The 11,814-nt window shown below is 56.3% G+C and carries 13 protein-coding genes and 3 pseudogenes; 13 read left to right on the forward strand and 3 right to left on the reverse strand.

The genetic code is table 11. The annotated features are described in order from the left end of the window. Positions 1-124 precede the first annotated feature (124 nt). From ASE60_RS15335 to ASE60_RS15360, 6 genes are read left to right on the forward strand one after another with little or no spacing between them, the layout of a single operon-like run. The gene (locus tag ASE60_RS15335; RefSeq protein ID WP_057251429.1) at positions 125-1,378 is read left to right on the forward strand and encodes a hypothetical protein; all 1,254 of its coding nucleotides are present in this window, start codon (positions 125-127) and stop codon (positions 1,376-1,378) included. Beyond that, positions 1,378-2,127 carry a glycosyltransferase family 2 protein gene (locus ASE60_RS15340; protein ID WP_057251430.1) on the forward strand — a complete coding sequence of 250 codons (750 nt, stop codon included), beginning with the start codon at positions 1,378-1,380 and terminating at the stop codon, positions 2,125-2,127. The genes ASE60_RS15335 and ASE60_RS15340 overlap by 1 nt, the downstream gene beginning before the upstream one ends. Continuing rightward, a complete protein-coding gene (locus ASE60_RS15345) occupies positions 2,124-2,741 on the forward strand; it encodes a hypothetical protein (protein WP_057251431.1) in 618 nt (205 codons plus the stop codon). The genes ASE60_RS15340 and ASE60_RS15345 overlap by 4 nt, the downstream gene beginning before the upstream one ends. Next, entirely contained in the window at positions 2,734-3,363 is a 630-nt protein-coding gene (locus tag ASE60_RS15350; RefSeq protein WP_057251432.1) for an HAD-IA family hydrolase, read from the forward strand. Before ASE60_RS15345 ends, ASE60_RS15350 begins: the two co-directional genes overlap by 8 nt. Continuing rightward, positions 3,360-4,091 (forward strand): glycosyltransferase family 2 protein, encoded by a 732-nt coding sequence (locus ASE60_RS15355; protein ID WP_057251433.1) that lies wholly within the window; start codon positions 3,360-3,362, stop codon positions 4,089-4,091. The genes ASE60_RS15350 and ASE60_RS15355 overlap by 4 nt, the downstream gene beginning before the upstream one ends. Beyond that, positions 4,088-4,423: a hypothetical protein gene (locus tag ASE60_RS15360; protein WP_244495627.1), complete on the forward strand. Its 336-nt coding sequence runs from the start codon at positions 4,088-4,090 to the stop codon at positions 4,421-4,423. The genes ASE60_RS15355 and ASE60_RS15360 overlap by 4 nt, the downstream gene beginning before the upstream one ends. A 76-nt stretch (positions 4,424-4,499) precedes the next feature. Here ASE60_RS15360 and ASE60_RS15365 read toward each other — a convergent pair whose 3' ends face one another. Continuing rightward, entirely contained in the window at positions 4,500-5,252 is a 753-nt protein-coding gene (locus tag ASE60_RS15365; protein ID WP_057251434.1) for a methyltransferase domain-containing protein, read from the reverse strand. Between the two features lie 436 nt (positions 5,253-5,688). On the opposite strand from ASE60_RS15365, the gene ASE60_RS15370 reads away from it, so the two are divergent. Continuing rightward, positions 5,689-6,516: an ABC transporter permease gene (locus ASE60_RS15370; RefSeq protein WP_057251435.1), complete on the forward strand. Its 828-nt coding sequence runs from the start codon at positions 5,689-5,691 to the stop codon at positions 6,514-6,516. Positions 6,517-6,779: 263 nt separating this feature from the next. Here ASE60_RS15370 and istA read toward each other — a convergent pair. Next, a pseudogene (gene istA / locus ASE60_RS15375) lies at positions 6,780-7,439 on the reverse strand (IS21 family transposase); the annotation flags it as partial. A gap of 187 nt (positions 7,440-7,626) precedes the next feature. Here istA and ASE60_RS33810 point away from each other — a divergent pair. The 6 genes and pseudogenes from ASE60_RS33810 to ASE60_RS15410 all read left to right on the forward strand — a co-directional run. Further along, positions 7,627-8,356 (forward strand): annotated as a pseudogene (locus ASE60_RS33810) (transposase); the annotation flags it as partial. Positions 8,357-8,437: 81 nt separating this feature from the next. Next, complete coding sequence (locus tag ASE60_RS15390; RefSeq protein WP_057251437.1) at positions 8,438-8,908, forward strand: transposase; 471 nt, start codon at positions 8,438-8,440, stop codon at positions 8,906-8,908. Next, positions 8,905-9,261: an IS66 family insertion sequence element accessory protein TnpB gene (gene tnpB, locus ASE60_RS15395; RefSeq protein WP_057251438.1), complete on the forward strand. Its 357-nt coding sequence runs from the start codon at positions 8,905-8,907 to the stop codon at positions 9,259-9,261. The genes ASE60_RS15390 and tnpB overlap by 4 nt, the downstream gene beginning before the upstream one ends. 48 nt (positions 9,262-9,309) lie before the next feature. Next, the gene (locus tag ASE60_RS15400) at positions 9,310-10,884 is read left to right on the forward strand and encodes an IS66 family transposase (protein ID WP_057251439.1); all 1,575 of its coding nucleotides are present in this window, start codon (positions 9,310-9,312) and stop codon (positions 10,882-10,884) included. Beyond that, positions 10,881-11,447 (forward strand): UPF0149 family protein, encoded by a 567-nt coding sequence (locus ASE60_RS15405; RefSeq protein WP_057251440.1) that lies wholly within the window; start codon positions 10,881-10,883, stop codon positions 11,445-11,447. Before ASE60_RS15400 ends, ASE60_RS15405 begins: the two co-directional genes overlap by 4 nt. 62 nt (positions 11,448-11,509) lie before the next feature. Next, a pseudogene (locus tag ASE60_RS15410) lies at positions 11,510-11,707 on the forward strand (integrase core domain-containing protein); the annotation flags it as partial. Between the two features lie 22 nt (positions 11,708-11,729). On the opposite strand, the gene ASE60_RS35035 reads toward ASE60_RS15410, so the two are convergent. Further along, a partial coding sequence (locus ASE60_RS35035; protein WP_162261298.1) for a transposase domain-containing protein occupies positions 11,730-11,814 on the reverse strand: 85 nt, incomplete at its 5' end.

Raw genomic sequence — 11,814 nt, forward strand, 5'->3', positions numbered from 1 at the left:
GAAGCGCGGAAAAACATTTGGAAGTACTAGCCACTCCCACGCCAATCGGGAGTGGCTATTTGTGGTTGCCAAGACCTTTTCGGTCATTTAGACCTACGCCGTTCGAAAAGCCTGCGAGACAGCCATGAAATTTTCACTCCTGATCACCGGTCAAGTGCGGAATATGGCGGTTTTTGAGGGGGTCACCAGTTCTGCCAAAGCAGCAGCAGACTTTTTCGAGAAGATTGTCTATTGCGGCTGGGATGATCAGGTTGCCACGGCGAAGTCTCTTCTGGCTCATAACACGAGCATCGAGTGCGTGGGCGCCGGGTATCTGCTGCCGCTGGGCTCAGGCGCCGAGTCGTCTCTCGTTAGCTTCTTGGCTCAGCATCAACAGATTTCGTGTGGCCTCAGAGCGATCGGACCAGGGACGTTCGTTATCCGTATCCGAGCCGACAGTGCTCACATAACAGCCGAAAGGCTTCACTATCTTTGCCAGCTTATGGCCCTGAGTGGCAGCCGACACGATTTGCAAGGCAAGAGCGTTGTTCTGGGGGCGAGTGACCGGGCTCCGTTCTTTTTCGATGATCGGACGATGTTCTTGAGCCCTTTGCACCAGTCTGCAATCTTGGGTATCGATCTCTCGTCGATTTACCGTGTCGATCCAGTCAATTTTTTCCCAGAGTTCCTGTTCTATTCGTCACTGGCGTTTGCGAACAAATCGCCGGGGCGGCTGACGGAATTCTGCTCATTTGACCACCGGTTCCGGCATTACGAGAACTGCGTGCAATCCGTCATGCACGGAATATCTGTCTTTGGTGAAAACGGGTACGGCGAGGGCTGTGCCGAGTATCTGGAGTTTGCGAAGGACCACTTCCTCTTCTTAGCGGACTTAGTTGCTGAATTCTCATCAGATATCGGCCACCCCCCTGAAGGCATGATGTCGAGCCTGTGTAACAGCTTTCATATCTACAATATGAACGTGTTGTTGTCGTCGTTTGAGAGGAACAGCCAAGAATATCGGAGCGAATTCGACACGGTCATGTCTGGCGTTTCAGAAAACACTTCGAGTGTTTTCAGAGTTACGGACAAAGAGATCGCCGTCGAAGCTAAGTCTTACCTGAACACCCTTCGTAGAGCTGTGGCGGCCGGGCAGGATTCGACACAGCCGATGCCTGAGCGACTTTCCTCTGCGTCAATTGCACCAATCATTCGGTTCTACCAGGCGAAGTCATTAAAGGGCGTTGGTGGCTATGAAGCCGGCAAGGCGCTGATCAGCAAGAATCTTGATCTTGGCTACTCGACACCGCGGCAAGATGATTTGCTCCAAGAAATCGAACAAGCGCTCAATTCAAAACTTAAGCCCGAATCGCAGGTTGCATCGGGAAGGGGAGAGTAATGTTGAAAATCGTAGTCCCCATGGCGGGGAGAGGCAGCCGTTTTACGGATGCTGGCTACCAGGATCCGAAGCCTCTAATTAAGGTCGGCGAACAACGCATGATCGAGGTTGTCATCAACAACCTTCGTCCACGATGCGACCATACGTTCGTTTTCATTTGTCAGCAGGACCAGGTCGAGCGGTATGGCTTGCGAGAAAAGCTGGCAGCCTGGGCACCGGGTTCAAAGATCGTTTCTCTCGACGGGATTACGGAAGGCGCAGCTTGCACCGTACTCGCTGCGGCGGAGCACATCGATGGCGGTGCATTGATGATCGCGAACAGCGATCAGTACGTCGACATCGACATCAATGACTATCTGGCTGCATGCAGCGGCGGCCTCGACGGCCTCATAATGACGATGAAGGCGACGGATCCGAAGTGGTCTTTCGTTGACTACAATGGGGACGGCCACGTCACGAGGGTGGTCGAAAAGGAGGCCATCTCAGACGAGGCTACCGTCGGCATCTACAATTTCTCCAACGGACTAGATTTCGTCGCAGCCGCCAAGCGCATGATTGCCGACAACGAGCGCGTAAATGGCGAGTTCTACGTTGCTCCGGTCTACAATCAGATGATCAAGCGGGGCGCCAAAATCGGGTTCTACAATGTAGGCTCCGTCGACGATGGTATGCATGGACTTGGGACGCCCGCGGACCTTGACGCCTTTCTTGCTTCAGAAACGATGCTGAAGCTGAAGGCTGCCCAATGAAGATCATCAGCCACCGAGGTTTCTGGCAAACGCCAGAAGAAAAGAACGCAATATCTGCGTTTGATCGCACGGTCGCCGATGGGTTTGGTACCGAGACGGATGTCAGAGACTTCCTTGGGGATCTCGTGATTTCTCACGACCCCGCCGTTGGAAACCCGATCCCTTGGAGTGCTGTCGTCGATAGGTTCGATGGCACAGGACTCGAGTTGGCGGTCAACGTAAAAGCCGACGGGCTCTCGTCAGCCCTTGCCGCGAGCTTTGCCGGCAGAAACGTGCACTGGTTTGCGTTCGACATGTCTGGCCCTGAGATGTGGCGCTACAAGAACGCTGGATTGCCCTACTACACCCGTCACAGCGACATCGAGCCGGACCCGATTCTTTACGGGGATGCCGCCGGCGTTTGGCTGGATGCATTCGAAGACACATGGTTCGATGCGGAGGTAATCACCTCGCATCTGGAGAGCGGAAAATCCGTCTGCGTGGTCTCTTCAGAACTTCATGGCCGCGACCCGCTGTTACTGTGGCAAATGCTCAAGCCTGTTCGCGATCGCAATGGCCTAACCATTTGCACCGACAAACCATTGGATGTCAGAAGGTTCCTGTTCGATGATTAAATCCGTCGTATTTGATATGGATGGCGTGTTGATTGATGCCAAAGAATGGCACTACGACGCGCTGAACAGAGCACTTGCGCTTTTCGGAAGCGGGATCAGCCGCGCGGACCACCTGACCACTTTCGACGGACTTCCGACGCGAAGGAAGCTAGAGTTGCTGAGCGTTACCGATGGCCTCCCCAAGCGGCTGCACGGCTTCATCAATGATCTGAAACAGAGCTACACGATGGAAATTGTTAGTGTGAGGTGCAAGCCGACATTCAATCATCAATATGCCTTATCTGAGCTCAAGGCGCGAGGAATGAAACTCGCGGTGGCCTCAAACTCCATTCGCAAGTCGGTTGAAGCCATGATGGAGTTCTCACATTTGCGCGAGCACTTGGATTTGCTGATCTCCAACCAGGATGTTTCCAAGGCCAAGCCTGACCCGGAAATGTATCTTAAGGCGATGGACAAGTTGGGTACTAATCCAGATGAGACGCTCATTCTGGAGGACAACGAGCACGGCATTATGGCCGCCCGGAGCTCCGGTGCCCACGTCCTGGTTGTTAAGGACGTGTCCGATGTTAACTTCCCCAACATCGACCGGAAGATCAAAGAGATTGGTGGGTATTCGCAATGAACATCATTATTCTTGCGGCCGGTGAGCGCGCGACCGAAGACAGTGAACGCATCTATCCGATCTGGTTGGGTGAAGTTGACGGCGAGCTCGTAGTCGAGAGAAAAGTCCGAGCCTTATCGAAGTTGCAAGATCCGCAATTCATTTTTGCATTCCGGGCAGCAGACATAGACGCATACTACCTGCGCGATATCGTAGGGCAGATGGCCGGTTCGCCGGTGGTGGTCTCCGTCAAAAACGAAACTGCCGGCGCGGCTTGCACAGCTTTGTTGTGCTGCGACGCGGTTGATATGGATGACGAACTCATCATTGCTAGCGCAACCGACCAGTTGGATGTCGACTACCTGCCACTGGTAGAAGAATTCAAGACGAGGGGAGCCGACGCCGGAGTTCTCACATTTCCGTCCCTACACCCGCGCTACTCATACGTCCGAGCCGGCGCCGACGGATGGGTGACTGAATGTGCCGAAAAGCGCCCCATCAGTCGATCGGCGAACGCTGGTTTTTACTGGTTTGCCAAGGCATCCGATTTCTTCGAATCTCTAAAACAGATGATCTTCAAGGATGCGCACGTCCAGGGTAAGTTCTACATATGCCCAGCCTTGAATGAGATGATCCTTAAGCAACGGAAAGTGCTGTCCATTCCGCTGCGCCCCGAGCAGTATCATCCTTTGAAATCCGCCGATCAGCTAAACGTCTACGGGCTGGCTACGGAGAAAGAAGTTCAATGATCAAAATCGACAAACTTGAAGACATGGTCCGTGGATGGTTCGTCGGTGATTTCGAGCCTTCTGCCCTAAGGACGAAGGAATTCGAGGTCGGTATTCGCCGTTACAACGCCGGAGACGCCGAGGCGGCGCATGTCCATAGACAGACGCTGGAAATAACGGCGATCATGTCTGGGGAGGCCAGAATGGCAGGAAGAACGCTGGTCCCCGGCGACATCATTACGATCGAGCCTGGTGACGCAACAGCGTTCGAAGCTCTGACGGATTGCGTGACAGTCGTTGTGAAAACGCCGTCGCTCGTAAACGACAAGTTCCCCGTGGATCACATTGACTGATCACAAAACCGAAATGCCTGTACCTAGACCAGCCCCGCCTTATTCGGCGGGGTTTTCGCTTTGCGGGAAGAGAGCGCTACCCGAAGGCCTTGAGGAGCACCTTCTTCAGCCACCCGTCCTGGATCTTTGGCATCGGCTTCCGGCAGGCGAAGATATTGAATTGGCCGGCCACACCGTCTCGCAGAGCCATCTCGGCTTCGGTTACCAAGCCTCCTTGTGTCCCTTCCGGTGTCATGTTGTACGTATTCTGGCCCGCGAAACCGATGAATTCCAATCCTTCAGCAGAAGCCAGATCCTTGGCTTCAGCAGTCGTATAGTGACGATGATGGAAGTGATTGCCAGTTGCCGTCAGAGGAAGCAGGTCCTCATTCGGGGTCGAGTAAACCAGGACCCCGCCTGGCTTCAGGGCAGCAGCCAGGGCAGCAAAGAAGTTCGAGCCGTCCGGTACGTGCTCGACCGATTCCAGTGAGACGATAAAGTCGAAAGCTTCTCGAGGCAGTTCAAACGGCCAGTAAGCGTGGGCAAAATGAACTCGCGCGCCGCTGAAGTGCTCGGTAGCGAAGGCAACCGCTTCTTTGGAGCCATCTAAAGCCAAAACCTGCCGCTCCTTGCCTAGAAGCCAAGCTCCGTAGCCATTTCCGCAGAATGCATCGATTCCAAATCCGCCAGTCGGGATCAGCCTCTCTGCCCATTCGTAGCGAAAGCGATGGTCAGCACGGATGTCTTCGTAGCGCCCGGCAATCTGCCGTTCGCCTGAGTTGAAGGAAAGATCATGTGCCACCTGAATGCGCTCCCTTTTGATTGACGATGTCGAGTTATCGCGGTTCATGCAAAACAGCAATCCTCCCAGAAAGCGGTGGCTGAACTCATCTTGCCCCTTCCAGGCGCCCGTTTCGTGGAAGTGGTCACGCCGAATTTTCCAGCACCCAAAAATTAGGAGAAGTCGAAGAGGGCATCACTGCGTGAAGCGACCGTACGGGATTGACCGGAATCGCTGTCCCAACCGAAATCCGCACCCCCACCCTTCGCGAACGACCTGCTTGACGCTTACGATTTGGTACCGCAGTAGCCCGTATGAACCTGCTTTCCAAGAAATGTCCATTTGTAATGACGGGCGCACTCCGGTATCCGATAGGCCTGGTGCGGGCCATCGAACGCAATTGAAGCCATTCGCCGCCCTGTGGTTTGGCTTGGGTCTGGAACTGTCACTTATCTTGCATTTCTGCGAAACCTGAGAAAAACGAAGGTAGAGAGAAGATTGAGCAATGCAGCGTCACGCAAATAATATGACACGCCAGCCGCCGCTTTCCGGCAAAGTCCCGATCCGTGTCGCTCTGAAGAGGCAATGGCATGTGATGCATGCGGTAATTCTCCGTGACATTCGAAGCCGATATTTCAACCATGGCCTAGGTTTTTTGGTAGCGCCGCTGTTTCCGGTTGCGCACGTCGGCATCCTACTCGCCATCTATTCCTTCACTGGGCGTTCAGCAACTTTCGGCGACGACATGATGCTCTTCTTCGCGACTGGCCTAATGCCCGTGTTGACCTTGACATATGTCTCCAGGTTTATGTCCTCGTCGATCGTCGCAAACAAGAGTATGCTTTCGTTTCCAGCCGTCCACCTAATGGACATAGTGCTTGCGAGGTCTCTTCTAGAGTTTGTGGCCATTGTAATATCAGTTATTATCCTTGTAATAATCCTATTAAGTCTTGGGACAAACCCTTTTCCTTACAGGCCTGAGCAAGCGCTCATGTGTATGGCGGTAACTGCAATGCTGGCGGTGGGCGTTGGGATTATCATCAGCGTGATTTCGGCAATGGTGCCGACCATGTCAATGATCTATGCGCTGTTCACGGTCCTCATTTACTTGTCGTCTGGAGGCCCGATTTATTTGGACACCTATCCAGAAGAAGTAGTTTACATGCTATCTTTCAATCCAGCATTTCAATGCGTATCTTGGATGCGGCAGGCATATTATCAAGGATACGCGGCGCCATTTCTAGACAAAACATACCTGTTCTTGTGGAGTACCAGTACGTTATCAGCCGGACTATTGATGGAGCGCACGCTCAGGAAGTATGTACTACAATAAATGCACGCAAGGGCGCTCTAAAGGTGGCACCCATCTGAATCGTGCCATCATGGACGGCCCCCCAAACGTACGTTCCGCTTTCTAGGCGATTAGTCGTGAGCGCGACGAACGTCCTGCAGGTATCCGATGTTGACAGTCGGGCTTTTTGGTAAGGGGCAAGGGGACCACGTCTGATAGAGCGGTGAGAGGTCGGATATCGGTGGCGGACACGATGAGCAGGCTCGGCCTTGCAGAAGAAACGGATACGTTCCTGCAATCTGGTGAAAGCCATAGTGACGAGCCAGATCGACGAGGGCACGGTTGTAGACGATACCTTCAGTCTGACCTTCACCGATGACCGCCGTCTTCATTCGATCATAGAGGATCTCCCGCGGTGCGCCGCCAATCGCTTCGAAAGCGGCCGCATGGCATCGAAGGACTGTCGGCAGGTTCTGGTGCATGACAAAGCGCGCCCAGATGAGCCGGCTGTATCCGAGCACCATGGAGAACAGCCAGACGATCCTCGGCGTTGTTGGTTCATCCGTGAAGGTGACATGAAAGCGGGCGAAATCGACCTGCGCCTGATCGCCGGGCGACGTCTCGAAACGAACCTCATACCCTTGTGTCGTCGCCGGCCGCACATCGCGCAGGAAATCCGTCACAGCCGTATAGCCACCGACATAGCCGCGTTCCTTGATCTCACGAAACAGTCGACTGCCCGTGAGACCGGGATAGGTCTTTACCCGATCACGAAGATAGGCGGCAAACGGGTCGATTACCGCCGCTCGTGGCTTTCGTGGGCCGTAGGACGGAGCCTCCAGACCGCGCTCGATATATTTGCGTACCGTCTTGCGGTCGATGCCAGTCTGCCTGGCGATCGCCGACACCGACAAACCTTGTCGATGCAAATCAAGGATCATGATCGTCTCCCTCAGTTTGATCACCGAAATCCCCCTTCCGACCATCGGAAGGAGTATCGATGACGACGCGCCGCCGGTCTTCCGGGGCGCGCCCCGAAAGACCGGCTACAGCGCGCAAACTGGGGAAGATTCAAACGGCACTAGTGGGTGACCTGCCCCTGAGAATTCCCTCCAGAATGGATTAGAGTCCGGCCTATTAAAGGACGGACGAATGAAGAAGCAGCGATTTACGGAAGAGCAGATTATTGCGGTGCTGAAGGAGCAGGAGGCTGGCGCGAAGGTGGCCGACCTCTGCCGCAAGCACGGAATTTCAGAAGCAACGTTTTATAACTGGAAAGCCAAGTACGGCGGCATGGAGGTCTCCGAGGCGAAGCGGTTGAAGGCGCTTGAGGACGAGAATATCAGGCTAAAGAAACTGCTGGCCGAGCAGATGCTGGATGCAGCCGCACTCCGCGAGCTTCTTGCAAAAAAATGGTAGGGCCTGCCGCCAAGCGTGAAGCCGTCACGCATCTGAAGGCCGTCATGGGTCTTTCGGAGCGTCGGGCCTGTCAGATCATATCCGCCGACCGCAAGACGATCCGTTATCGGTCCCGTTGACCGCCGGAGGTCGATCTGCGAGCGAAGCTGCGCGACCTGGCCAACCAGCGGCGGCGTTTCGGCTACCGTCGCCTGTTCATCCTGCTTCGGCGAGATGGAGAGCGGTCGGGCGTCAATCGCATCTACCGTCTTTATCGCGAGGAAGGGCTTTCCGTTCGCAAGCGAACAGCCCGGCGGCGTGCTGTCGGCATGCGTGCACCGATCCTGGTCGAAGCGAAGGCCAATGCCCGCTGGTCGCTGGATTTCGTCCACGACCAGTTCGCCTGCGGCAGGCGATTCCGGGTCCTCATGTCGTTGATGACGTGACGCGCGAATGCCTGGCAGCGATCCCGGACACGTCTATCGTGAGCGCGACGAACAGCCCACCTTTTCTTTGCTGATTGAGACCGCGAGATAAGCTCCTTCATCGATAGGAGCGGAACAGGATGGTTGGAGATCGCGCTGATGCCATGCTTGAAGTCATGGATGAAGGCATGGATGAAGCCAGGCATGATGGAGTCTACCGGCGGATCGAGGTGATCACCGGTCGCCGCCAGCGGCGGAATTGGACCGACGAAGAGAAGGCGCGGATCCTTGCCGAAAGCGCAGAACCCGACGTGAACATCTCGGCCGTCGCCCGGCGCTGGGGCGTCAATCGCGGCCTGCTGAATGTCTGGCGCCGCGAAGCCGGGCTGACCTCTCGACGATCTGCGCAAGCCGGCGCACAGCAGGCCATGTTCGTGCCGGTGACCGTGGTTGGAGAACGAACGCCTCCCCAGAGCGCGTCGTCGGATATCGCTTCCGTTGCTTCCGGTCGCATTGAGATCGAGATTGCTGGCGCGCGCATGACCGTGTTCGGCTCGGTGGCGCCCGAGTTGGCGCAGGCGATCGTGGCGGCGTTGCGAGGGCGCCGGTGATCGGACTTTCGCCGAATGGCGTGAAGATCATGGTGGCGACGCAGCCGGTCGACTTCCGGCGCGGGATGAATGGGCTTGTGGCCTTGGTGGCGTCAGCGCTTGCGGCCGATCCCTATTGTGGCGATGTGTTCGTGTTCCGCGCCAAGCGTCTCGATCGCCTTCGCTGCATTTATTGGGACGGGTCAGGCATGATCCTGGCGACGAAATGGCTGGAGGCGGGCAAGTTCGTTTGGCCACCGATCCGCGATGGCGCGATGCAAATGAGTAGCCAAGAGTTCTCGCTTTTGCTGGCCGGCATTGACTGGACGCGGGTCAAACGAAACGCGGTGAGGAGGCCTTCAAAAGCGGGCTGATCCTATTGGATTTGTTTGCAGATTCAGGCTCACGTGGTAGGGTCTGTCATGCCGCTTCGACCCACCCCCTTGCCTCAGGATGCTGCGCAATTGACCCGGATCATTCTCTCGCTCGACGAGGAGAATGCCGATCTCAAAGCGCGCGTTGCCTTCCTGGAGCAACAGCTCTTTGGGGCGAAGTCGGAGAAAATGACGATGATCGACCCGACGCAGGCGACGCTCGATCTTGGCGATCTCAGCGACATTCCCGAAGCTGCCAATGACGATGTTGCGCCCGTCGCCGAGGGGACACCGCAGGCTCGACAAGCGCCGTCCCGCAATATCGGCCGTTTACCCAAGCACCTTCCCCGGTATGAAGAGCTCATCGAGCCAGAGAGCAAGGTTTGCCCGTGCTGCTCGTTCGAGCTTCATTGCATCGGCAAGGATGTCAGCGAAGCGCTCGACATCGTGCCGGCGGTCGTCCGGGTTAAACGGACGATCCGGCCGCGCTACGCATGCCGAGCCTGCGAAAGCGTCATTGTGCAGGCGCCCGCGCCGCCGCGCGTAATGGATGGCGGCATGGTGACTATGGCCTTTGCCGCCCATGTCGCCGTCTCAAAGTTTGCCTGGCACCTGCCGCTGCATCGCCAGGCGCAGATGCTTGCCTCCTGCGGCGTGATCATCGATCGCGGCACGCTCGGCGCCTGGGTGACGCGGGTCGCCTGGTGGCTTGAACTTCTCTATGATGCGCTGCTTGCCTTCATCCGCTCGCAGCCGAGGGTATTTTGTGATGAGACGCCGCTGCCGCGGCTTGATCCAGGGCGCAAACGCACCAAGCTTTGCCAACTTTGGGCGCAAGCGATCGACGATCGCCCATGGAATGGTCCGGCGCCGCCGGCGGTTGCCTATATCTTTGCCGAAAGCCGCGGCGCTCGCGAAGTCGAGGGGCAATTGTCGTCGTTTACCGGCGTGCTTCAAGTTGATGGGTATCAAGCCTATAAAACCATGGCCAAGCGCCGGGGGAAGAGTAATGTCGCGCCCATGCGGCTGGCCTTCTGCCTTGCCCATGCTCGGCGCAAGTTCGTCGATGTCGTCAAGCTCACCGGCTCCTCGGAGGCTCTGTCGATCCTTGCCAGGATTGCCGAGATCTATCGGATCGAAGCGAGACTGCGCGGCGAAAGTGCCGATACCCGCCTCGTAGTGAGGCGTCGCGATGCAGCTCCTATCATGAGAGAACTGAAGGTCCATCTCACCGAACTGCGTGACGAGGTGTCGGCGAAATCGGCGCTTGGCAAGGCCGTCACCTACACGCTCAACCACTGGAGCGGACTGGCAGCCTTCCTGGAGGATGGCCGGATCGAAGTGGACTCCAATGTGGTCGAGCGTTCGATGAAATCCGTGGCCCTGACGAGGAAGAATTCGTTGTTCGTGGGCAACGAGCGCGGTGGCAAGACCTTCGCGGTGCTCGCATCGCTCGTCAACACCTGTAAACTCAATGGTGTGGACCCCCATGTCTGGTTTGCCGATGTGCTGGGACGCATCATCGCGGGCAAAGTAAAAGCCAGCGAGATGGAAAGTCTCCTGCCGTGGAACTGGAAGGCTGAGCGCGAGGCGATGACAGAGCAGGAGCGACGGGCGGCATGACGCACAACAGCCAGGGGATGACGACCGCACGACCGAAGCTTGATGATGAGGCGTTCGAGGCGTTTATTAGGGGACGCCGTCCCGCATCGCCAATTTGGTCAATGAGCGGTCTCGATGGTTATCTTACGGCTCTCATCATCGGCCCGAAGTTCATCGACCCACGCAAATGGATCCCGGAACTGACAGGTCCGGATGCCCTGAACCTGCCGATGGAGACAACAGAACATCGGGCCGTGCAGACGATCGTTGCGGAGTATAACCGCATCTCGGCGAGCCTTTCCGAAAGACCGAAAGACCACCGGCCCAGGTTCACCAGGATAGATGATCAGACCTTTGATCAGTTCGATTGGGACCTCTGCTTTTTGTTGGGAACAGGATACGCGCCGAGGCTTTGGCAGCCGGTTCTTCGAGGTCATGCCGGGACTGGCGATATCATCGCGCCCATCCGCAAGCTCGGCGAGACAAAACGGAAAGCAACCCGCCAGGATGCTGCTGACGTCGCCGAAGCACTCGTCAATATCCGAACCTACTTTATGCCGAAGCGGGCAAAGCAGAAGTTCTGAAAGAAAGTGCTATTGCGATCCCATCAACGCCGAAAACAGTGGGCTGTTCGTCGCGCTCACCGTCTATCTCTGGTCGACGTGTCGCCCGAGAACTGACGACGCTGATCGAACGGCGAGGCAAACCCGGAATGATCGTCTCCGACAATGGCACCGAACTCACCTCGAATGCCATCTTTGCCTGGTCGAAGGATCACAAGATCGAGTGGCACTACATCGCGCCGGGAAAGCCGATGCAAAACGGCTATGTCGAGAGTTTCAACGTAAGCGACAAGCCGGGGCCGTTCAGGCGGCGTAGTTCCACGGCATGAGCGCGTCAATATCGCTGCTGGGCCATCCATTTGCGAGGCGCTCAAGTGTCTGGGTAAGG

The organism is Ensifer sp. Root278, assembly GCF_001429285.1.
In the GTDB taxonomy this organism is placed as follows: Bacteria; Pseudomonadota; Alphaproteobacteria; order Rhizobiales; family Rhizobiaceae; genus Ensifer.

What these genes read in the sequence shown, in the direction of transcription:
- ASE60_RS15370 (WP_057251435.1), top strand. Translation starts at nt 5,689, where the DNA reads ATGCAGCGTCACGCAAATAATATGACACGCCAGCCGCCGCTTTCCGGC.
- ASE60_RS15360 (WP_244495627.1), top strand. Translation starts at nt 4,088, where the DNA reads ATGATCAAAATCGACAAACTTGAAGACATGGTCCGTGGATGGTTCGTC.
- ASE60_RS15355 (WP_057251433.1), top strand. Translation starts at nt 3,360, where the DNA reads ATGAACATCATTATTCTTGCGGCCGGTGAGCGCGCGACCGAAGACAGT.
- ASE60_RS15340 (WP_057251430.1), top strand. Translation starts at nt 1,378, where the DNA reads ATGTTGAAAATCGTAGTCCCCATGGCGGGGAGAGGCAGCCGTTTTACG.
- ASE60_RS15335 (WP_057251429.1), top strand. Translation starts at nt 125, where the DNA reads ATGAAATTTTCACTCCTGATCACCGGTCAAGTGCGGAATATGGCGGTT.
- ASE60_RS15345 (WP_057251431.1), top strand. Translation starts at nt 2,124, where the DNA reads ATGAAGATCATCAGCCACCGAGGTTTCTGGCAAACGCCAGAAGAAAAG.
- ASE60_RS15365 (WP_057251434.1), bottom strand. Translation starts at nt 5,252, where the DNA reads ATGAACCGCGATAACTCGACATCGTCAATCAAAAGGGAGCGCATTCAG.
- ASE60_RS15390 (WP_057251437.1), top strand. Translation starts at nt 8,438, where the DNA reads ATGGTTGGAGATCGCGCTGATGCCATGCTTGAAGTCATGGATGAAGGC.
- ASE60_RS15350 (WP_057251432.1), top strand. Translation starts at nt 2,734, where the DNA reads ATGATTAAATCCGTCGTATTTGATATGGATGGCGTGTTGATTGATGCC.
- ASE60_RS15400 (WP_057251439.1), top strand. Translation starts at nt 9,310, where the DNA reads ATGCCGCTTCGACCCACCCCCTTGCCTCAGGATGCTGCGCAATTGACC.
- ASE60_RS15405 (WP_057251440.1), top strand. Translation starts at nt 10,881, where the DNA reads ATGACGCACAACAGCCAGGGGATGACGACCGCACGACCGAAGCTTGAT.